17 protein-coding genes are annotated in these 20,267 nt (G+C 72.2%); 5 read left to right on the plus strand and 12 right to left on the minus strand.

Features of this window, described 5'->3' with window-relative positions:
* Nucleotides 1-52: 52 nt before the first annotated feature.
* The 4 genes from recA to BLU20_RS13955 all read right to left on the minus strand — a co-directional run bounded on the left by recA (nt 53) and on the right by BLU20_RS13955 (nt 4,441).
* On the minus strand, nt 53-1,153 hold the full coding sequence (recA, locus tag BLU20_RS09920; RefSeq protein ID WP_029252601.1) for a recombinase RecA: 1,101 nt from the start codon (nt 1,151-1,153) through the stop codon (nt 53-55).
* Between the two features lie 180 nt (nt 1,154-1,333).
* Nucleotides 1,334-2,116: an MBL fold metallo-hydrolase gene (locus BLU20_RS09925; protein WP_083372420.1), complete on the minus strand. Its 783-nt coding sequence runs from the start codon at nt 2,114-2,116 to the stop codon at nt 1,334-1,336.
* Complete coding sequence (locus BLU20_RS09930) at nt 2,113-4,188, minus strand: alkaline phosphatase family protein (RefSeq protein WP_083372421.1); 2,076 nt, start codon at nt 4,186-4,188, stop codon at nt 2,113-2,115. Before BLU20_RS09930 ends, BLU20_RS09925 begins: the two co-directional genes overlap by 4 nt.
* Before the next feature lie 4 nt (nt 4,189-4,192).
* Nucleotides 4,193-4,441 (minus strand): DUF3046 domain-containing protein, encoded by a 249-nt coding sequence (locus tag BLU20_RS13955; protein ID WP_029252598.1) that lies wholly within the window; start codon nt 4,439-4,441, stop codon nt 4,193-4,195.
* A gap of 86 nt (nt 4,442-4,527) precedes the next feature.
* On the opposite strand from BLU20_RS13955, the gene BLU20_RS09940 reads away from it, so the two are divergent.
* Nucleotides 4,528-9,213 carry an ATP-dependent helicase gene (locus tag BLU20_RS09940; protein ID WP_197675389.1) on the plus strand — a complete coding sequence of 1,562 codons (4,686 nt, stop codon included), beginning with the start codon at nt 4,528-4,530 and terminating at the stop codon, nt 9,211-9,213.
* Nucleotides 9,214-9,241: 28 nt separating this feature from the next.
* Here the strand turns inward: BLU20_RS09940 and BLU20_RS09945 are convergent, their stop codons facing one another.
* The 4 genes from BLU20_RS09945 to BLU20_RS09960 form a co-directional block, all read right to left on the minus strand.
* Nucleotides 9,242-9,580: a helix-turn-helix domain-containing protein gene (locus BLU20_RS09945; RefSeq protein ID WP_029252596.1), complete on the minus strand. Its 339-nt coding sequence runs from the start codon at nt 9,578-9,580 to the stop codon at nt 9,242-9,244.
* Between the two features lie 200 nt (nt 9,581-9,780).
* Nucleotides 9,781-10,260 carry a CinA family protein gene (locus BLU20_RS09950; protein WP_157270427.1) on the minus strand — a complete coding sequence of 160 codons (480 nt, stop codon included), beginning with the start codon at nt 10,258-10,260 and terminating at the stop codon, nt 9,781-9,783.
* Nucleotides 10,257-10,823 (minus strand): CDP-diacylglycerol--glycerol-3-phosphate 3-phosphatidyltransferase, encoded by a 567-nt coding sequence (gene pgsA / locus BLU20_RS09955; protein WP_083372422.1) that lies wholly within the window; start codon nt 10,821-10,823, stop codon nt 10,257-10,259. The genes BLU20_RS09950 and pgsA overlap by 4 nt, the downstream gene beginning before the upstream one ends.
* A 73-nt stretch (nt 10,824-10,896) precedes the next feature.
* Entirely contained in the window at nt 10,897-13,371 is a 2,475-nt protein-coding gene (locus BLU20_RS09960; RefSeq protein ID WP_172829062.1) for an FtsK/SpoIIIE family DNA translocase, read from the minus strand.
* Nucleotides 13,372-13,690: 319 nt separating this feature from the next.
* Here BLU20_RS09960 and BLU20_RS09965 point away from each other — a divergent pair, with 319 nt between their 5' ends.
* Nucleotides 13,691-14,527, plus strand: coding sequence for an MBL fold metallo-hydrolase (locus tag BLU20_RS09965; protein ID WP_083372423.1), 837 nt, complete (start codon nt 13,691-13,693; stop codon nt 14,525-14,527).
* Between the two features lie 172 nt (nt 14,528-14,699).
* On the opposite strand, the gene BLU20_RS09970 is transcribed toward BLU20_RS09965, so the two are convergent.
* Entirely contained in the window at nt 14,700-16,385 is a 1,686-nt protein-coding gene (locus BLU20_RS09970; RefSeq protein ID WP_083372424.1) for a ribonuclease J, read from the minus strand.
* Between the two features lie 21 nt (nt 16,386-16,406).
* Nucleotides 16,407-17,342, minus strand: a complete 936-nt coding sequence (gene dapA, locus BLU20_RS09975) for a 4-hydroxy-tetrahydrodipicolinate synthase (RefSeq protein ID WP_083372425.1) — start codon at nt 17,340-17,342, stop codon at nt 16,407-16,409.
* A gap of 52 nt (nt 17,343-17,394) precedes the next feature.
* On the opposite strand from dapA, the gene BLU20_RS09980 reads away from it, so the two are divergent.
* Genes BLU20_RS09980 through BLU20_RS09990 form a run of 3 tightly spaced genes read left to right on the plus strand, consistent with a single transcriptional unit; the run spans nt 17,395 to nt 18,984 of the window.
* Nucleotides 17,395-18,150 (plus strand): AzlC family ABC transporter permease, encoded by a 756-nt coding sequence (locus BLU20_RS09980; protein ID WP_231959184.1) that lies wholly within the window; start codon nt 17,395-17,397, stop codon nt 18,148-18,150.
* Nucleotides 18,147-18,464, plus strand: coding sequence for an AzlD domain-containing protein (locus tag BLU20_RS09985; RefSeq protein ID WP_083372427.1), 318 nt, complete (start codon nt 18,147-18,149; stop codon nt 18,462-18,464). Before BLU20_RS09980 ends, BLU20_RS09985 begins: the two co-directional genes overlap by 4 nt.
* A 10-nt stretch (nt 18,465-18,474) precedes the next feature.
* Nucleotides 18,475-18,984 (plus strand): GNAT family N-acetyltransferase, encoded by a 510-nt coding sequence (locus BLU20_RS09990; RefSeq protein WP_083372428.1) that lies wholly within the window; start codon nt 18,475-18,477, stop codon nt 18,982-18,984.
* 25 nt (nt 18,985-19,009) lie between these two features.
* Here the strand turns inward: BLU20_RS09990 and BLU20_RS09995 are convergent, their stop codons facing one another.
* Nucleotides 19,010-19,483 (minus strand): tetratricopeptide repeat protein, encoded by a 474-nt coding sequence (locus BLU20_RS09995; RefSeq protein ID WP_043109280.1) that lies wholly within the window; start codon nt 19,481-19,483, stop codon nt 19,010-19,012.
* Nucleotides 19,484-19,496: 13 nt separating this feature from the next.
* Nucleotides 19,497-20,255 carry a 4-hydroxy-tetrahydrodipicolinate reductase gene (gene dapB / locus BLU20_RS10000; protein WP_083373019.1) on the minus strand — a complete coding sequence of 253 codons (759 nt, stop codon included), beginning with the start codon at nt 20,253-20,255 and terminating at the stop codon, nt 19,497-19,499.
* Nucleotides 20,256-20,267: the final 12 nt, after the last annotated feature.

Below are 20,267 nucleotides of genomic sequence, written 5' to 3' on the forward strand. Positions count from 1 at the left end.
GCGATCGACGGGCGCGGCGTCTTGCCACGCCCGTCGGGCCGTCGTCCAGGACTCAGAAGTCCACCTTCGCGGCCTTGGCCCGGCCCTTGGCAGGCGCGACCGGCGGAGCGACGTCGGCCTCAGGCTTTGCCTCGCCGGCATCCGCCGCCACCTCCGCCGGGATGATGCCGAGCTTCTCCTTGATCCGCCGTTCGATCTCGGCCGCCAGATCCGGGTTGTCACGGAGGAAGGCACGCGCCTTCTCCTTGCCCTGGCCCAGCTGGTCGCCGTCGTAGGTGAACCACGACCCGGACTTGCGGACGAACCCGTGCTCGACCCCCATGTCGATGAGGCTGCCCTCGCGGGAGATCCCCACCCCGTAGAGGATGTCGAACTCGGCCTGCTTGAAGGGCGGGGCCATCTTGTTCTTGACGACCTTGACCCGCGTCCGGTTGCCGACCGAGTCGGTCCCCTCCTTCAGCGTCTCGATCCGCCGGATGTCCATCCGCACCGACGCGTAGAACTTCAGCGCCTTGCCACCGGTCGTCGTCTCGGGCGAACCGAAGAACACACCGATCTTCTCGCGGAGCTGGTTGATGAAGATCGCCGTGGTGCCGGAGGCGCTGAGCGCACCGGTGATCTTTCGTAGCGCCTGCGACATCAGCCGGGCCTGGAGACCGACGTGGCTGTCGCCCATCTCGCCCTCGATCTCGGCCTTGGGCACGAGCGCCGCCACCGAGTCGATGACGATGATGTCGAGCGCACCCGAGCGGATCAGCATGTCCATGATCTCGAGCGCCTGCTCACCGGTGTCCGGCTGCGAGACGAGGAGGTTGTCGGTGTCGACCCCGAGCTTCTTCGCATACTCCGGGTCGAGCGCGTGCTCGGCGTCGATGAACGCGGCGACCCCGCCGGCGCGCTGTGCCGAGGCGACGGCATGCAGCGCCACGGTCGTCTTACCGCTCGACTCCGGTCCGTAGATCTCGACGACGCGCCCCCGGGGCAGTCCGCCGATGCCGAGAGCCACGTCCAGCGCGATGGATCCGGTGGGGATCACCGCGACACGCGGGCGGGTGTCGTCACCCAGCCGCATCACAGAACCCTTGCCGAAGTTGCGGTCGATCTGGGCGAGGGCTGCCTCGAGCGCCTTCTCGCGGTCTGCCGGTGCTGGCATCGTGGTTCACCTTCACTTCAGGGCACCAGGGGTGCCGACGGGTTGTGCTGTGCGTCGGGAACGACCGTACGCGGCGCCACCGACAGAGCCGGTGACGGTCGCCGCGTCGTGTGGACGGACCAGCGTCTTGGGTGCTGTGCACAACTGTAACCGAACAGGTGTTCGACCGCAGGGACCGGCTCACCCGCCGTGTCGCCAGGTCTGCCCCGGCGTCAGCACCACCGGCTCACAGCCCGGCGCGTGCTCCGCGAGCGCCACGCCGAAGGCGACACCCGGCAGGTCCATCCACCCGCGCGGGAACTGCCCCACGAACGGCGCGTGCAACGTCCCCCAGTGGACCGGGACGGCCACCCGCGCCCCGACCTGCGCACAGGCCCGCGCGGCGTCGACCGGTCCCATGTGCCCGCCCGAGAGCCGCGGACCCCAGCCCGAGACGGGGACGAGCGCGACGTCCACCGCTCCCCCGGCGAGGTCGGCGACCCGGTCCAGCTCGGGGCACAGCTCGGTGTCCCCCGCGGCCCAGATCGTCCGCACGGACGACTCGGCAGGAGTCGACAACCTCACCAGGTGACCGTTGGCGGCGTTCGGCCGGTGGGGCATGGGCCGGTCCCCGTGGACCGCGGGCACGAGGCAGACCTGGACGCCGGGTCCGACGTCGTACCACTGCCCGACGTCGAGGCCCCGGGGGTCGAGCCCCTTCTTCCTCAACCACGGCGCGTTGAGCCGGTCGACGACGACCGGGGCGGGATGCAGGGCCCGGAGGGACGCGACCTCGGCGTGATCGTGGTGCAGGTGCGACAGCAGCACCACGTCGGCACCCGCCGTCGCGGTGGCGGCCGGCGGCCGGGCGCGGCGGCGGAGAACCCCGGCGTGGCGGCCGAGCAGCGGGTCAGTCACCAGCCGGACGCCGGCGACGTCGATCACGACCGTCGAGTGGCCGAGCCACGTCACGTCCAGGGTCATCGTGGTCGCAGCCCGAGCTCGACCTGCCAGGCGACGAGCCTCTCGTGCACGCTCTCCGCCCCGACGAGCATCCGACGACCGTCCACCGCCTCGAGGAGCGTGTCGGGGACCTCCAGGCCGACCGGACGGATCAGCAGGGCGTCGTTCTGGGCTCCGCCAAGCCCGCCGTGGGAGCCGACGAGCCCTTCGAACGCGTGGACGAGTCCGGCGGCGTCGACGGACGAGACGAGAAGCAGGTCGGGCGCGTCGTCCAGGGTGACGGCGCGGTCCAGGTCGGCGGCGGCACGGGTGCTCCACCCGGCGAGGGGGTCGGTGCCGTGGACGACGCCCGAGTGCAGCTCTCGCCGGCCTCCCACCCCGTGCACGACGACCTCCGCGGGCTCGTCGCCCGTCAGGACCTCGCGGGGTGCCTCGCGGGTGACCACGAGCCCGATCCCGGCCTGGTCGACAAGTCCGTCGACGAGGCGCGGCCATCGTGCCCGGACGTCCTCTCCGCGCAGCGGAGTCGCGGACCCCGGGAACCAGACCAGGCCGAGATTTCCCGAGCCCACGACGACCACCTCGTCGGCGTGCGCGTCCGGCGACGGCCGCTCGCGCCGGGTCCGGTCCGGGCCCACGACCGTCCGTCCGTCGGGCGCGCGGGAGAACGAGCTGAGCGCCGTGTTCACCGGACCCCAGGACTCGTCCGTGCTCCGTGCCGCCGAGGTCGCGGCCGGCAGGTCCGCGTCGACGGCCATCAGGCGCCGCACGACGTCGACGAGCGGCGCACCGGCCACCGCCTCGAACGTCTCGCCCAGCGCCTGACCGTGGTCCGAGAGCACGACGACCCGGTAGTCGCGCGGCGCGGACTGGACCACGGCCTCCAGCGTGCCGACGACTCCGTCGATCCCCTCGAGCGCCCGCAACGCCTCGGGCCGGAGCGGGCCCGCGTGATGGGCGATCTCGTCGTAGTCGACCAGGTCGACGAAGATCGTCGGCGTCCCGCGGACCATCTGCTCCGCGACCATCGAGACGATCAGGTCGCGCAGCACGACGTTCGTCACCCCCCGGAGCCACGGGTACCACCCCAGCCGCGAGACCCGGGGGCGTACGCCTCGCGCAGCCTGGACCCACCCTTGGTAGAGCTCCTTGAGCGTCTCGGCCACCGTCCCGACGAGCGCTCGGGCGAGCAGGAACGGGCTCGAGAAGAAGTGGACGAAGAGCTGACCGGGACCCAGCCCTCCTCGCCGTCCGGCGCGACTCATGACGAGCAACGCCGTCTGCGCGTCGCCGCTGAACATCGTCGCGACGGCGGCGCCCCCGTGGGCGAGCAGGCCGTCGCCCGTCGACAGCCGTGCCTCGACGAGCGCGGCGTCCGGCGGCCGGTTGGTCACGACGAGACGGCCACGGGCACGGTCCCACCAGCGAAACGCCGGGATCTGCCGCGACGAGCCGTGCAGCAGACCGGCCTGGCTCGCGGGCGTCGTGGACGGGACCCGGGCCCACCACGACTCGACGGTGTGCGACCCGCGCTCCTGCCACTGCGCGAGACGCGGGACGAGCCCCGCCTGGACCGCGTAGTCGAAGGTCGACCGGGAGACGCCGTCGAGCTGGATCACCAGGAGGCCCGAATCACGGGCGGCGTGGGCCTCAACACCCCGGCGCCGAGCCTGCCGGTCGGCCCGACGGACCACGTCCGCCACCACATAGCTCTGGTCGTTGGCACCGATGACCCACCGTGCCAGCGCCATGACCACCGACGCGACGACCAGCACCAGGAGCAGCGGCCCGACCCCGCCGACATCCACACCGGGGAGAGCGACCAGAGCTGCGAGGACCACGACGACCTGGGCGAGGCTTCCCAGGACGATCGCACCGACCGCGCCGGTCCGCGGCGCGACGAGCCGCAGAAACGGCCGGAGCAGCGCGTCACCCACGGCGACGACGGCGGCGGCGACGAGCACGGCCGCGATGCTCGCCTCCCCGGCGCCCGGGACGACGGCCAGGCCGATCCAGAGCCCGAGGGCCGTGGTCGCCAACGACCACGCGGCCGCGCGCACGTCGCGCACGGTGACCGCCACCCTCGACCTCATGGCGTCATGATGCCGCAGACCCCGGCTGCGGGGGCGCCTGACGGAACTCGTCGACCCCCCAGCGGTCGGACTCCGGAACCTGCAGGGCGTTGCAGAGGGCGTGCCAGACGACCCGGGGCTCCTCACCGTCGTCGAGCGCGGCGACGGCCGTCCTGCTCCCCAGGTCGTTCAACGAGTGGTCGGACGCCAGGACGCGACCGTAGTCGGCGCCGAAGACCTCGTCGACCAGTTGCCAGAACTCCCGATATCGCACGGCCCCACTCTGCCACGCCGGCACAGCACGGGGAGGTCGACCGACCGGGACGGGCGGATGTGGGACCCCGCTGCCACGATGGTCCCGTGCCGACCGATCCGCTCCGACGATTCACCCGCCCCACGCAGGAGTGGTTCCGTGGCGCCTTCGAGGCCCCGACGGCGGCCCAGGTCGGCGCCTGGGACGCGATCCGGTCCGACGACCACGCACTCGTCGTCGCGCCCACCGGCTCGGGCAAGACCCTGGCCGCCTTCCTCTCCGCCATCGACTCGCTGGTCGGCGCCTCCGAGCCGCCCGAGCCGTCCCGTCGCTGCCGCGTTCTGTACGTCTCGCCCCTGAAGGCGCTCGCGGCCGACGTCGAGCGCAACCTCAGGTCCCCGTTGACCGGGATCGGCCACGCCGCTCGTCGCGCCGGCACCACGATCCCGGAGGTCACCGTCTCGATGCGCACGGGCGACACGCCCGCCGCCGAACGACGCGCGTTCGCGACGCGACCGACCGACATCCTGATCACCACCCCGGAGTCGCTCTTCCTCGTCCTCACGTCCGCGGCACGCGAGGGCCTGGCAGGAGTCGAGACGGTCATCCTCGACGAGATCCACGCCATCGCGGGCTCCAAGCGCGGGGCGCACCTCGCCCTGTCCCTCGAGCGACTCGACGCCCTGCTCGACCGCCCCGCGCAACGGGTCGGGCTCTCCGCGACGGTCCGGCCCGTCGACCCGGTCGCGCGGTTCCTCGCCGGGGTCCGCCCGCCGCAGGACGGGGGCCGACGCGTCACCGTCGTCCAGCCCGGCGGCGGACGACGGCCCGAGGTCGAGGTCGTCGTCCCCGTGCCCGATCTCCGCGACCTGCCCGCACCACCCGGTGACGACGCGACGACCGGCGAGACCGAGCCTGGAACCGCCGAGCACCGTCCCGCCACGCGTTCGGTGTGGCCGCACGTCGAGGAGCGCATCGTCGACCTCATCATGAGCAACCGGTCGACGATCGTCTTCACGAACGCGCGACGTGGCGCCGAACGACTCACCGCCCGGATCAACGAGATCGCCGCCCGGCGCGCAGGAACGCCCCTGCCGGACCCCGGAGCGGTCGCCCCGGCGGCCGTGCCCGGGCAGTCCGGCTCGGGGGTGGGTGCACCGCCCGTCGTCGCCCGGGCCCACCACGGCTCGATGAGCAGGGCCGAGCGTAACCAGACAGAGACCGACCTCAAGGCCGGCCGCCTCCCGGCCGTCGTGGCCACCTCGTCCCTCGAGCTCGGGATCGACATGGGCGCCGTGGACCTCGTGATCCAGGTCGGTGCACCTCCCTCGGTCGCCTCCGGGCTGCAGCGGATCGGGCGCGCCGGGCACCACGTCGGGGCCGTCTCGCACGGCGTCGTCCTCCCGACGTTCCGCGGCGAGCTCGTCTCGTCCGCGGTGATCGCCGAACGCATGCGGACCGGCGACGTCGAGGCGATCCACCTCACCCAGAACCCGCTCGACGTCCTCGCGCAGCAGGTGGTGGCCGCCGTGGCGCTCGAACCCTGGACGGTCGACGACCTCGCACAGCTCGTACGACGTGCCACCCCGTTCGCCGACCTGGGCGACGCAACGTGGGCCGGCGTCCTCGACATGCTCGCGGGACGCTACCCGAGCGAGGACTTCGGCGAGCTGCGCCCTCGCATCGTCTGGGACCGTTCCAGCGACATCCTCACCGCGAGGCCCGGCGCGCAACGCCTGGCCGTCACGAGCGGGGGGACGATCCCGGACCGCGGGCAGTACGGCGTCTTCCTGGCCGGGTCGGACGGGCCGCGCGGCGGGCGACGCGTCGGAGAGCTCGACGAGGAGATGGTCTACGAGTCGCGCGTGGGAGACACCTTCACGCTCGGCTCGAGCACGTGGCGGATCGACGACATCACCCCCGACCGCGTGCTCGTGACCCCCGCGCCGGGACAGCCCGGCCGGCTCCCGTTCTGGAAGGGTGACAGCCCCGGCCGGCCCGCCGAGCTCGGCGGCGCGCTCGGAGCGTGGGTGCGCAGGTCGGGGTCGGACCCGGCCCGGCGCCGCGACGAGCTGCTCGCGACGGGTCTCGACGCCTGGGCGGCCGACAACCTGCTCGCCTACCTCCAGGACCAGGTCAGGGCGACGGGAGTCCTTCCGGACGACCGGACGATCGTCGTCGAACGGTTCCGCGACGAGCTCGGCGACTGGCGCGTGGTGCTCCACTCCCCCTGGGGTGCCCGCGTCCACACCCCGTGGGCGCTCGCGCTCGGGGCGCGGCTCAAGGAGCGGCTCGGGGTCGACGTGGCGGCGATCCCGGCCGACGACGGAATCGTGCTGCGTGTCCCGGACACGGCCGAGACGTGGGAGGCGGGCACTCTCGGCTCGGACGAAGGCCTCCGTCTCGGTGCGGAGGACCTCGTGATCGACCCCGCGGCGGTGCGCGACGAGGTCCGCGACGCTCTCGGCGGATCCGTCATGTTCGCCGCGCGCTTCCGCGAGGCGGCGGCCCGCGCGCTGCTGCTGCCCCGGCGGAGCCCCGACCGGCGCACGCCGCTGTGGCAGCAGCGCCGCCGGGCCTCACAGCTGCTGGAGGTCGCCTCGCAGTACCCGGAGTTCCCCCTCGTGCTCGAATCCGTCCGCGAGTGCCTCCAGGACGACTTCGACGTCCCGGCCCTGACCGAGGTGCTCCAGGGCCTGACGGACGGTCGGATCCGGCTCGTCGAGCTGACCACCAGCACGCCGTCCCCCTTCGCCTCGACGCTCCTCGTCGGGTACACGGCCCAGTTTCTCTACGACGGCGACGCCCCGCTCGCCGAGCGACGAGCGGCGGCGCTCACCCTCGACCCGACGGTGCTCGCCGAGCTCCTCGGTCCCGACGCGACCTACCAGATCTCCGACCTCCTCGACGTCGAGGCGCTCGAACGCATTGAGGCGGAGGTGTCCGGACGCGCGGAGTCGCGCCGGGGCAGAGACGTCGAAGGGCTCGCCGACGTGCTGCGGCGGTTCGGCCCGCTCCCCCTCGACGAGGTCGTCGACCGGATGCAGCCGGAGACCCACGAGGCAGTACGGGGCTGGCTCGACGATCTTCGCGCGGCCGGCCGCGCGCTAAGCGTCCGGGTCGCGGGCACCGACGGCGCCGAGCGGTGGGCCGTCGTCGAGGACGCGGCACGTCTGCGCGACGGGCTCGGCGTCGCCCTGCCTCCCGGCCTCCCGGAGGCACACACCACGCCGGTCCCCGACCCCCTCGGGGACCTGATCCGTCGCCATGCCCGGACGCACGGACCCTTCCCGGCATCGGACGTCGCACGGCGGTTCGGCCTCGCGCCCGCCGTCGTGGCAGAGGTGCTCCGCCGCCTGGAGACCGAGCACCACCTCGTCTCCGGTGCGCTCCGGCCCCCCGAGCTCGGCGGGACGGGTCAGGAATGGTGCGACGTGCAGGTCCTTCGGTCGATCAAGCGGCGATCGCTCGCCGCGCTGCGTGCCGACGTCGAACCTGTCGAGGAACGCGCGCTCGGCGTCTTCGCGCCGCGATGGCACCGGATCGGCGGGCTCCGCGGCACGGACGGGGTGCTCGACGTCGTCGAACAGCTCGCTGGGCTGCCCCTGCCTGCGTCGGCCTGGGAACGACAGATCCTGCCCGCACGTGTCGTGGACTATCGACCCGGGATGCTCGACGAGCTGACGACCTCGGGCGAGGTCCTCTGGGCAGGCCACGCGGCACTGCCCGGACGTGGTGACGGCCTCGTGAGTCTCCACATCGCCGACGCGGCGGCGCTCACGCTCCCTGCTCCCCCGCCGCGCACCGACGCCGACGGCCTCGACGCCACCGTGCTCGACCTGCTCAGCTCGACGGGCGGGTACTTCCTCGGGCAGCTCGTCGACCTGGCGGACGCCGGTACCACCGACGTGCTCGACGCGCTCTGGAACCTGGTCTGGGCCGGCCACGTCACGAACGACGGATTCGCGGCGGTCCGGGAACGCCTCGGTCGACGATCGTCACGGTCGCGTGCCCGCACCCGGTCACGCCCCACCCGCCGCTTCGGCTCGATGCGGCCCGGCGGCCCTCGCGAGGCTCCGCCGGGCGGTCGCGGACGGTGGTCCGCGCTCCCGACGCCGGAGACGGACAGCACGCGACGCACCGCGGCTCTCACCCGTGTGCTCCTCGACCGGCACGGCGTCCTGACTCGTGGCTCCGCCCACGCGGAGGGGGTCACCGACTACTTCCGCGGGGTCTATCGGGCCTTGAGCGAGCTCGAGCAGCACGGAGCGGTGCGACGGGGGTACTTCGTCGAGCACCTGGGCGCCGCGCAGTTCGCACTCCCCGGAGCGGTCGACCGGCTGCGTGCCGACCGGGACGAGACGGACAGGGGCGCAGGTGCGGTCGAGCCGCTCGTGCTCGCCGCCTGCGACCCGGCCAACCCGTACGGCGCAGCTCTGGCCTGGCCCCCGACACGCGGTGCGGGAAGGCACCGGCCGCACCGCGGCGCCGGCGCGTCCCTCGTGCTCGCGGACGGCGCTCCCGGGCTGTTCGTCGAACGAGGCGGACGGTCGCTGCTCACGTTCCCCGACGCAGAAAGCCCCGACGACGGCTCGGCGCGAGCTGGATCTCTCGCGCGGGCCCTCGTCGAGGCTGTTCGTGCAGGACGCCTGGACTCGCTGACCGTGACGCACGTCGACGGCGACCCCGTCCTCGACGCCGCCGGACCCACCGGCAGGTCGTCGACGACGAGCGCGCTTCTCGACGCAGGCTTCACCCTCACCCCGCGCGGACTCCGACTACGGAGTCCGTAGGGGGCGGCGCCCGCAGGCGGCGGCAGTACTAGCCGACGGGCTGCAGGTCTTCCGGTGCGCGACGGTCGGACGAGCCGAGCTCGTCGAAGCCGTCGCTGAGGTGCGCCGGGACGGTGTCGGGGATGTCGAACCCCTCGGCCACGGCGATCCGGTCGCTGACGTCGCGCAGCACGACGGACATCGGCACGTTCAGCGCCTCGCAGATCGAGGCGAGCAGCTCGGAGGAGGCCTCCTTCTGCCCGCGCTCCACCTCACTGAGGTATCCAAGCGACACACGCGCTCCGGACGAAACCTCGCGCAGGGTCCGGCCCTGTCGCTGACGGGAGTCACGCAACACGTCACCGAGCTCTCGGCGAAGAACAATCATCTCGCGCCCCCTCTCCCTGTCGTTCGCGGGCGCCGGACGGGTGCGCTCCACGGTCTTTGACGTCGTCCCCCGGACGGGGGTGCTCGTACCGTACCGTGCAACCGGGTGGCTGCGGCGGATGGAACGGCCTTGTGGTCGGGTTGGTATCACGTCGTTGCTAACCCGGTTCATCCGTCGATTGTTCCCCATCCCGTCCGTGGTCACCGCCGTTCGCGCAGAATCTCCACACACAGACCGAGAACTTCGCCCACGGTCGACGATCGGACGGCGCTCCGGTCACCAGGAAGCGCCAGTGTTCGCGTCCGCGCGATTTCACCCACCTGGGCGGCGACCACCACCGTGCCCGCCGCGACACCGCCGTGCGCACCCGGGCCGGCCACCCCGGTCGTCGCGAGCGCGACGTCGACAGAGAGTGCTGACCGCGCCCCCGCGGACATCGCCGTCGCGACCGCCGCAGACACGACGCCGGATCGGTCGATCTCGTGCCGGTCGACGCCGAGAAGGGTGACCTTGAGATCCGTGGCATAGCTGACGACGCTCCCCCGGAACACCGCCGAGGCGCCCGGAACGTCGACGATCGTCGCCGCGACCAGGCCTCCGGTCAGCGACTCGGCCGTGCCCACCGTCAGGCCGTGCTCGGCGCACAGGTCGACAAGCTGCCGGGCACGAGGGTCGATCACCGCGACCTCTTCGCCTCGCGACTGATCCGCCACCCCTGGGCCGCGTAGTCGAGCCCCGTGGCGACGGTGACCACGAGGGCGGCGCCCATGAACGCCGCAGCAGCCCAACCGATCCAGTCCGGCAGGACGAACAGGGGCAGCAGGTAGAGCGTGATCGCGACGGTCTGAAGAACGGTCTTGATCTTTCCGCCGCGCGACGCCGGCATGACCTCGTACCGGATGAGGACGAACCGCATGAGAGTCACGCCGAGCTCACGGGCGAGGATGAGGATCGTCACCCACCACCAGACCTCCCCGATCCACGAGAGGAGCACGAGCGCTGTTCCGACGAGCAATTTGTCGGCGATCGGGTCGAGCAGCTTGCCCAGGTCGGTGACCTGGCCGGAGCGGCGGGCGAGCCATCCGTCGAGCTTGTCGGTCGAGGCCGCGAGCGCGAAGATCCAGGCCGCCACCCAGCGCCACGTCTCGTCCTGACCTCCGTCGACGACGAGCGACCAGGCGAAAAACGGCACCATGAGGATCCGGATCGCGGTGACCACGTTGGCGGCGTTCCAGGACTTCATGAAGGGAGGATTCACGGCTCCACCCTAGAGGCCCGGCGGCCGCCCGTGCGACGGGCCACCTCGCGGGGTGACCTCACTCCGCGCTCTGACCGGTGGGGACGCTCTCCTGGTCGTACGCCGCCGGCGCGGGATCGCCGCGCAGCAGGGCAAGGGTGCCTGCCAGGTCGTCGGGACCGACGAGCACGTCCCGGGCCTTCGAACCCTCCGACGGCCCGACGATCTCCCGCGACTCGAGGAGGTCCATGAGGCGCCCCGCCTTCGCGAAGCCGACCCGGAGCTTGCGCTGGAGCATCGAGGTCGACCCGAACTGCGTGGTCACCACCAGCTCCGTCGCCTGCAGCAGCAGGTCCAGGTCGTCGCCGATGTCCTCGTCGACCTGCTTCTTGGGTGCGACCTGCTGCACGTCCTCGCGGTAGACGGGCTTGAGCTGGCCCTTGACGTGCTCGACGACTGCGTGGATCTCGCTCTCGTTGACCCAGGCCCCCTGCACACGCATCGGCTTGGCGGCACCCATCGGCAGGAAGAGCGCGTCGCCCTGCCCGATCAGCTTCTCCGCCCCGGGCTGGTCGAGCACGACGCGGGAGTCGGCCAGCGACGACGTCGCGAAGGCGAGTCGCGAGGGCACGTTGGCCTTGATCAGACCGGTCACGACGTCGACCGAGGGTCGCTGAGTCGCGAGCACGAGGTGGATCCCGGCGGCGCGGGCCAACTGGGTGATGCGCTGGATGGACGCCTCGACGTCGCGCGGCGCCACCATCATCAGGTCGGCCAGCTCGTCGACGACGACCAGGAGGTACGGATACGGGGCGATCTTCCGCTCGGAACCCGGCAGGGGCTGGACCTTGCCCGCCCGCACCGCGGCGTTGAAGTCGTCGATGTGCTTGAAGCCGAACAGGGCGAGGTCGTCGTACCGGGCGTCCATCTCGCGCACGACCCACTCGAGCGCCTCGGCAGCCTTCTTGGGATTCGTGATGATGGGCGTGATCAGGTGCGGGATTCCCTCGTAGATCGTGAGCTCGACGCGCTTCGGGTCGACGAGGACGAGGCGCACCTGCTCCGGCGTGGACCGCATCAGGATCGACGTGATCATCGAGTTGATGAAGCTCGACTTTCCGGCGCCGGTCGCACCCGCGACGAGGATGTGCGGCATCTTGGCGAGGTTGGCGACGACGTACCCGCCCTCGACATCCTTGCCCACACCCATGACGAGCGGGTGCTCGGTTCGGCGGGCGGCCGAGGACCGCAGCACGTCGCCGAGCGAGACGTTCTCCCGGTCCGCGTTGGGGATCTCGATCCCGATCGCAGACTTTCCGGGAATCGGCGAGAGGATACGGACGTCCGCGCTCGCCACGGCGTAGGCGATGTTCTTCGAGAGGTTGGTGATGCGCTCGACCTTGACCGCCGGACCGACCTCGACCTCGTACCGCGTCACCGTCGGACCGCGGGTGAAGCCCGTGACGCTGGCGTCGATCGAGAACTGGTCGAACACCTTCGTCAACGACTCGACGACGCGGTCGTTGACCGCCGACCGTGTCTTGTGGGGCGGCCCCTTGGCGAGCGCGTCCTCGCTCGGGAGGAGGTAGACCGTGTCGCCGTCGAGCATGCCCTGCACTCCCGCACCCACGGATCGGTGCTCCGGCGGAACCTCGTCCTCCACGTGCAGGTCGGGGACGAGCGCCGGCGACTCCTCGCCGGTCGACGGCAGAACCTGCGTCGCGTCCGTCGGCCCGCTGGCCGACGCCGGGACGTCGTCGTCCGGCAGGGGGTCACGGTCGATCGTCGCGGCCGTCTCGAAGGCCTCGTCGCCGGAGTACCCGCCGGGGAGGTCCACGCTCGGTACGTCGGTGGCACGCGTCGGAGCCTTCTTGCGCCGCCGCTTCTTGCGAGGCGCCTCCTCCTCGCCGTCGTGCCGCGAGACGCCCTCGGCGAGCTGGAGCCCGTCGGGATCGTCGTCCGGTGCAGCATGGGCACCGGTCAGACGGGCGTAGAGCGCGCCGAGGCGCTCGGGGATCCGGTTCACGGGCGTCGCCGTGACCACGAGGATCCCGAAGAAGCCGAGCAGGAGGAAGATCGGCACCGCGAACCACTCGGTGAGTCCGGCCACCAGGGGCGTCGCGACGAGGTAGCCGATGATGCCGCCCGCGTCCTGCACCCCGGCGAACCCGTCGCGCGGGGACGGCAGCCCCTCGGCGACGTGGATCAGACCGCACGCCGCCACGGTGATGAAGCCGAGCCCGATCGCGACGCGGGAGTTCGCCTGCGCACGCTCGGGGTGCCGCATGATGCGGAGCGCCATCCAGATCAGGAGCACCGGGACGGCGATCCCCACCAGACCGAACGTTCCCGCAACCACCGCATGGACGGCGCGCCCGAAGGCACCCGGGATCCCCCACCACTCTCGCGCGGCGACGATCACGGCCAGGCCGATCAGCAGGAAGGCGATCCCGTCCCGCCGGTGTTCCGGGTCCAGCTCTCTCGCTCCCTTTCCGATCGCGCGGGTGAGACCACCCACGGCATGTGCTCCGCCCAGCCAGACGCCCCGCACCATGCGGAAGGGCCACGGCGCGGGTCGCGTCGCGCTCTTGCTCTTCGCCCCGCCCCTCGCCGCAGGCTTTGACCGCGTGGCCGTCGTCTTCTTGGACGTGCCGGCCTTGCCCCCCGACGCGCCGGTCCGGCGGGTCGAGGTGCCCGTCGAACGGGTTGCGATGCGTGCTCCACCGCGCCCTGAGCCGGCAGGACGTTTCCCTGAGGTCGATTGACGCGTGGCCATAGTGCCCTCACCGTACCCGTGCGCACGGCCAGGTCCACGGATTGGCGAGGCCGTGTCCGCATTGACTCCCGGCCCGTCGGGCCTGAGGATCGACGGCATGACGAGCACCGTGCGCGAGATCACACCGGGCGTGCTCGTCAGTCGCGCACGCCTGTGGTCCAGTCTGACCACCGTGGTGGTCGCGGACTCCCGGTGCCTGGTCGTCGACCCCGGGATCACGCCGTCCGAGATCGGCCGTGTCGCCGACGAGCTCCGCGCCCGCGATCTGCGGGTCGACGCCGGGTTCTCGACGCATCCGCACTGGGACCACGTGCTCTGGAGCCCACGATGGCTGGGCGCACCACGGTGGGCCACCACGGCCTGCGTCCGTCGCGCCGACGAGTCACGCGCGTACAACCTCGCCGAGGCCGACTCGCTGGCCCCCGGCCACGACCACGACCTCGTCGGACGCCTCGTGCCGATCCCCCGCACGGACGGCGGCGCGCTCCGGATCCCGTGGACGGGAGCGGACTCGCTCGTGGTGGAGCACGACGCGCACGCCAGGGGCCACGCGGCTCTCGTACTCCCCGGACGCCGGGTGCTTGTCGCGGGCGACATGCTGTCCGACCGCGAGGTGCCGCTGCTCGACACCGACGCGGTCGACCCCGTCACGGACTATCGTCGGGCGCTCGACCTCCTCGCGGCACAGGTCGTCGAGCATGGGGTCACGGCACTGGTCCCGGGGCACGGAAGCCCTGCCCTCGGGTCGAGGGCCGTCAATGAGAGGTTCACGGCCGACCGCCGCTACCTCGACGCGATCGAGCACGAGGCGCGCCACGGATGCGGGGACGAACCCCGCGCAGCATGCTCGACCCGCGACACCCGGCTCACCGACCCCTGGGTCGCCGGGGAGCACCGAGCCCAGGTCGCCGCTCTCGGACGATCCCGTGGGTAGCCGAGACCTCCGACGGGTGCCGCCACCGTCGTGAACCTCCGACCCACGGATCAGCAGGTCACCCGGCCCAACTGTTCGGGAACGTCGCCGGGAACGGCTCGGGACGACGCACGGGTCCGCCCCCTCGCGACGAGGGAGCGGACCCGCGGTGGTGCAGGGTGTTGGGTCGGGACTATGCCTCGACGACGACCGGCACGATCATCGGCCGACGGCGCAGCCTGTTCGAGACCCAGCGGCCGACGACGCGTCGCATGATCTGCTGCAGCTGGTGGGCGTCGGTCGCGCCCTTGGCGATCGCCTCCTCCAGCGCCTCGACCACCTTGGGCTGGATCTCGTCGAAGACCGACTCGTCCTCGGCGAACCCGCGCGCCAGGATCTGCGGGCCGGCGATGACCTTCCCGGTCGCCGTGTCGACGACGGCGAAGATCGAGACGAAGCCCTCCTCGCTGAGGATCCGACGGTCCTTGAGCTCCGAGTCGCTCACCTCGCCGACGCTCGTGCCGTCCACGTAGACGTATCCGCACGGAACGGCCCCGACGACCGAGGCCTTCCCGTCGACCAGGTCGACGACCACGCCGTCCTCCGCGAGGACCACGCGCTCCGGGGGCACACCGGTCTTGACAGCGAGCGCCCCGTTGGCGATCAGGTGGCGCACCTCGCCGTGGACGGGCATGACGTTGCGCGGCCGCAGGATGTTGTAGCAGTAGATGAGCTCGCCGGCACTTGCGTGCCCGGACACGTGCACCTTGGCGTTGCCGCCGTGGACCACGCGTGCGCCCAGTCGCATCAGTCCGTTGATGATCCGGAAGACGGCGTTCTCGTTCCCCGGGATCAGCGACGACGCGAGGATGACGGTGTCACCGTAGTTGACCTGGATCTTGTGGTCGCCGTTGGCCATCCGGCTGAGCGCGGCCATCGGCTCGCCCTGCGAGCCGGTGCACATCAGCACGACCTGGTCGTCGCGCAGCGAGTCGATCTTCTTGAGGTCGATCAGGACGCCGTCGGGCACGTTGAGGTAGCCGAGCTCGGCGGCGATGCCCATGTTGCGGATCATCGACCGACCGACGAGGGCCACTCGCCGTCCGTGCGCGTGCGCCGTGTTGAGCACCTGCTGGACGCGGTGCACGTGCGAGGAGAACGACGCGACGATGATGCGCTGGTCCGACTGGTGGAAGACGTCGTCGAGCACGGGGCCGATCTCGGCCTCCGGCGTGACGAAGCCCGGGACCTCAGCGTTGGTGGAGTCGACCATGAACAGGTCGATCCCCTTCTCCCCGAGGCGTGCGAACCCGCGCAGGTCCGTGATTCGCCCGTCGAGCGGGAGCTGGTCCATCTTGAAGTCACCCGTGTGCAGGACGGTGCCCGCCCCCGTGGTGATCGCGACCGCGAGTGCGTCCGGGATGGAGTGGTTCACGGCGACGAACTCGAGGTCGAAGACACCGACCTTGCGGGTCTCGCCCTCCTTGACCACCTGCGTCACCGGGGTGATCCGGTGCTCCTTGAGCTTCGCCGTCACGAACGCGAGCGTGAGCTGCGAGCCGAGGATCGGGATGTCACGGCGCAGCCGCAGCAAGTAGGGCACGCCACCGATGTGGTCCTCGTGGCCGTGCGTGAGGACGATCGCCTCGACGTCGTCCATCCGGTCCGCGATGTACTCGAAGTCCGGGAGGATCAGGTCGACCCCGGGCTGGGTGTCCTCGGGGAACAGCACGCCGCAGTCGACGATGAGAAGTCGGCCGTCGTACTCGAGGACGGCCATGTTGCGACCGACCTCGCCGAGACCGCCGAGGGCGACGATCCGCAGGCCGCCCTCCGGCAGCTCGGGGGGTGGTGAGAGTTCGGGGTGGGGGTGACTCATGGTGGCCTCCTGGCCTGTTCTTCAGCGCGCCGAGCGCGCAAGGTCGAGCGCGCCGGCGGCCCGCAGCACGTCGCGCACGGCCTCGCTCTCGGCGTCGCTCGCGGGGACGTTGGGGAGCCGCATCGCGCGGTTGGTGACGACGCCGAGGGCCTGCATCGCGGCCTTGGCCATCACGGCCTGGGCTCCGGCGCCGTTGAGCGCGTCGACGACGGGAAGCGCCGACCGGAGCAGGTCGAGGGCACGACCGTGGTCGCCGGCGTCCCACGCGACCGTGAGGTCGGCGAACTGGCGCGAGACGACGTGCGTCGCGACGCCGACGTGGCCGACCGCGCCCTGGGCGAGCATCGCGAGGTAGAGGCTGTCGTCACCGCAGTACCAGGCCAGGCCGGTCCGCTGCGTGTGGGCGGCGACCGCGGCGACGTCGCCCGTCGCGTCCTTCGTCGCGACGATCCTGTCGTGGTCGGCGAGACGGTCGAACGTGTCCGCCGCGATGCGCAGCCCGGTACGGCCGGGGACGTCGTAGAGCATGACGGGCAGCTCGGTCGCGTCCGCGACCGCGGTCATGTGCTGGTAGAGGCCCTCCTGCGAGGGGCGCGAGTAGTAGGGGGTGACCACGAGCAGACCGTGGGCCCCGGCGTCCGCGGCCTGCTCGGCCATCCGCACGGCGTGCACCGTGTCGTTGGAGCCTGCACCGGCGACGACGTGGGCGCGGTCTCCGACGGCGTCGACGACCGCGGCCACCAGCTCGGCCTTCTCGGGCGCGTGCGTGACGGCCGACTCACCGGTCGTCCCGTTGACGACGAGTCCGTCGTTGCCCTGGTCGACCAGGTGCTCGGCGAGGCGTGCCGCGGCGACCAGGTCGATCGCGCCGTCGTCCGTCATCGGGGTGATCATCGCCGTCAGGACGGCTCCGAACGGCCGCACCGGGCTCTGTCCGGCAAGTACAGGGGAAACCATGGGTCAAACGTACCGTGCCGACGGGCCTCGCCGTGGCCTGTACCGTCATACGGTGCACGACGAGCAACCCGACACGTCCGCGGGCGACCGGCGCCCGAGCGCCGAGGAACGCCGAGCCGTCGTCCGTCAGGCGCTCTCGGTGTCCGTGGCGACCGGCCTGTACGGCGTCTCCTTTGGGGCGCTCGCCACCGTGGCCGGCCTGAGTCTCGCCCAGTCGATGGTGCTCAGTCTGCTGATGTTCTCCGGCGGTTCGCAGTTCGCCCTCGTCGGAGTGGTGGGCTCCGGCGGCGCGCCTCTGGCTGCCGTGCTCTCCGCCTCGTTCCTGGGCGTCCGCAACGCGCTCTACGGCGTCCAGCTGAGCCCGCTCCTGGCACTGCACGGGTGGCGTCGCGCGCTTGCCGCCCACCTGACGATCGACGAGTCCACGGCGGTCGCCACCGCGCAGCCGACCCGTGCGCTGGTACGTCTCGGCTTCTGGTGGACCGGCGCGGGCGTCTTCGTGCTGTGGAACCTCCTGGTCCTCGTCGGCGCGGTCGCTGGCGACGCGCTCGGCGACCCGCAGCGGTGGGGCCTGGACGCCGCCGCCGGTGCCGCCTTCCTCGGGCTTCTCTGGCCGCGCCTCGCCTCCCGCGCCGTCGCACTGACGGTCGCGATCGCCGCCGCCGTGGCCGTGCTGCTCGTCCCGGTCACACCGGCCGGCGTCCCCGTCCTCGCGGCCGCCGCCGTGGCGATCGTGCTCGGGCAGGTCCTCCCCCGCCCGCGCGAGCCGCACCTGACGACGCCCGTCTCACCGAAGGAGGAGTCATGACCGACCTCGAGCTCTGGATCACCGTCCTCGTGGCGTCGGTCGTCTGCCTCGGGTTCAAGCTCGCGGGGCACTACCTCCCCGAGCACTGGCTCGGCGACCCCCGCGTCGCCCGTACCGCGAACCTCACGACCGCCGCGCTCCTCGCCGCGCTCGTCGTGGTGCAGACCGTCTCGGACGGGCGGGAGGTCGTGGTCGACGCGCGACTGCCCGCCCTGGGGGTGGCCGCGGTGGCGCTCGCGCTGCGGGCACCGTTCATCGTGGTCGTCGTCCTCGCCGCCGGAGTCGCCGCGGGGCTCCGGGCTCTGGGCGGGTAGGGTCGCCGCCATGGCGTTGTTCTCCGAGTCCGCAGACGTGTCCGTCCGCCCCGCCGTCGCCGGCGACGACGTCGCCGTGACCCGCGCACAGATCGCGGCGTGGCGCGGTGCCCACGACGACGCGCTGGGCGCGGACGTCCTGGACCGGCTCGACGTGGCCCGCATGCAGGAGCAGTGGGCGGCCGCCATCACCGCGCCACCCGGACCCGGGTTCGCGGTCCTCGTCGCGTGCGTCAGGGCCGACGTCGTGGGGTTCGCCGCCGTCACCCCCGGGGCCGTGATGTCGCTCGAGGTGCTGCCCGAGCACCAGCGCGCGGGCCACGGGTCGCGACTCCTGACCGCCGCGGTCGACCGGCTTCGTCAGGACGGGGCCGACACGGTCACCGCCTGGGTCCTCGACGGGGACGACGCGCGCGAGCAGTTCCTGTCCGGCGCGGGTCTCGGCCCCGACGGCATGGAACGCACCCTGGCGACCGGGCCTCGCGAGGTGGTCGAGCGTCGCTGGTCCGCCTCGATCTGAGACGGACCACGCGGACCGAGGGAGGCTACGGGGCGGAGGTACCGGCGGTGCCTGATCGCCGTGACCGGTAGATCCCTGCAGCGGTCCGCAAGGACGACCGGGCCCGCCGGCGGTCACCCGCGGCGTCGTAGGCGAACCCGAGACGGAACCAGTTGGCCCAGTCCTCCGGATCCTGCTCCACGGCCTCACGGCGCGGGCCGAACTGCGCGTCGGCGGCGGCGCGGTCCACACGCCCGCCCGGAGACCGGGGCAGGTCGTCCACGTCGAGCTCGCCCCGAGCGTCGAGCTCGTTGGACATCCGCTGCACGGTCACGGCAAGGCGGTACTCCTGGACGAGCACCCAGATCGCCACGAGCGGGATGAGGACGACCGACGCACCGATCGCGACCGCCACAGGGTCGCCGGTCCGCACGAGCGCCACCGCGCGCCCCCCGACCGCCCACGTGTACAGGACGAGCAGGGCCGTGACGAGGATCGCACCGAGCATGCCCTTCTTCATCAGCGGCGTCCCGTCACAGGTCCATGACGTTCTCGAGCCCGACGGTCAGACCAGGGCGGCCGACGACCTCCCGAATCCCGAGCAGCACGCCGGGCATGAACGACACGCGGTCGAACGAGTCCTGACGGATCGTGAGCTGCTCCCCCTCATTGCCGAGCAGGATCTCCTCGTGGGCGACCAGACCGCGCAGCCGGACCGCGTGCACACGCACCCCGTCGACGTCCGCGCCGCGGGCCTCCCAGCCGCTCTCGGTCGCGTCCGGGCTCGGCGCGACGCCGGCCTCGGAACGCGCCGCGGCCATCGCCTGAGCAGTGTGCGTCGCGGTGCCGCTCGGTGCGTCGACCTTGTTCGGGTGGTGCAGCTCGACGACCTCGGCGGACTCGAAGTACCGGGCGGCACGGGCTGCGAAGGTCATGGCCAGCACGGCCGACAGACCGAAGTTCGGGGCGATCAGCACGCCGACGGCCGTACCCTCCTCGGCCGACGTGGCGAGGTGGTCCGCGACGCGGGCACGGGACTCGTCGGTCCACCCGGTCGTCCCGACGACGGCGTGCACACCCTGGTCGACCAGCGCGTGCACGTTCGCCTCGGTGACGGCGGGGACGGTGAAGTCGACCGCGACCGACGCCCCGGACGCCGCGACCTGCGCGAGATCGTCGCCCGCATCCAGAGCGGCCACCAGCTCGAGGTCCGCGGCCGCCTCGACCGCCGCACAGACCGTCCTGCCCATGCGCCCGTTCGCGCCGAGCACTGCCACCTTGATCGTGTTCACCGTGTTCACGGG

Source organism: Paraoerskovia marina, assembly GCF_900105445.1.
GTDB classification, from domain to species: domain Bacteria; phylum Actinomycetota; class Actinomycetes; order Actinomycetales; family Cellulomonadaceae; genus Paraoerskovia; species Paraoerskovia marina.

What these genes read in the sequence shown, in the direction of transcription:
- recA (WP_029252601.1), bottom strand. Translation starts at nt 1,153, where the DNA reads ATGCCAGCACCGGCAGACCGCGAGAAGGCGCTCGAGGCAGCCCTCGCC.
- BLU20_RS09925 (WP_083372420.1), bottom strand. Translation starts at nt 2,116, where the DNA reads ATGACCCTGGACGTGACGTGGCTCGGCCACTCGACGGTCGTGATCGAC.
- BLU20_RS09930 (WP_083372421.1), bottom strand. Translation starts at nt 4,188, where the DNA reads ATGAGGTCGAGGGTGGCGGTCACCGTGCGCGACGTGCGCGCGGCCGCG.
- BLU20_RS09945 (WP_029252596.1), bottom strand. Translation starts at nt 9,580, where the DNA reads ATGATTGTTCTTCGCCGAGAGCTCGGTGACGTGTTGCGTGACTCCCGT.
- pgsA (WP_083372422.1), bottom strand. Translation starts at nt 10,823, where the DNA reads ATGAAGTCCTGGAACGCCGCCAACGTGGTCACCGCGATCCGGATCCTC.
- BLU20_RS09960 (WP_172829062.1), bottom strand. Translation starts at nt 13,371, where the DNA reads ATGGTGCGGGGCGTCTGGCTGGGCGGAGCACATGCCGTGGGTGGTCTC.
- BLU20_RS09965 (WP_083372423.1), top strand. Translation starts at nt 13,691, where the DNA reads ATGACGAGCACCGTGCGCGAGATCACACCGGGCGTGCTCGTCAGTCGC.
- BLU20_RS09970 (WP_083372424.1), bottom strand. Translation starts at nt 16,385, where the DNA reads ATGAGTCACCCCCACCCCGAACTCTCACCACCCCCCGAGCTGCCGGAG.
- dapA (WP_083372425.1), bottom strand. Translation starts at nt 17,342, where the DNA reads ATGGTTTCCCCTGTACTTGCCGGACAGAGCCCGGTGCGGCCGTTCGGA.
- BLU20_RS09985 (WP_083372427.1), top strand. Translation starts at nt 18,147, where the DNA reads ATGACCGACCTCGAGCTCTGGATCACCGTCCTCGTGGCGTCGGTCGTC.
- BLU20_RS09990 (WP_083372428.1), top strand. Translation starts at nt 18,475, where the DNA reads ATGGCGTTGTTCTCCGAGTCCGCAGACGTGTCCGTCCGCCCCGCCGTC.
- BLU20_RS09995 (WP_043109280.1), bottom strand. Translation starts at nt 19,483, where the DNA reads ATGAAGAAGGGCATGCTCGGTGCGATCCTCGTCACGGCCCTGCTCGTC.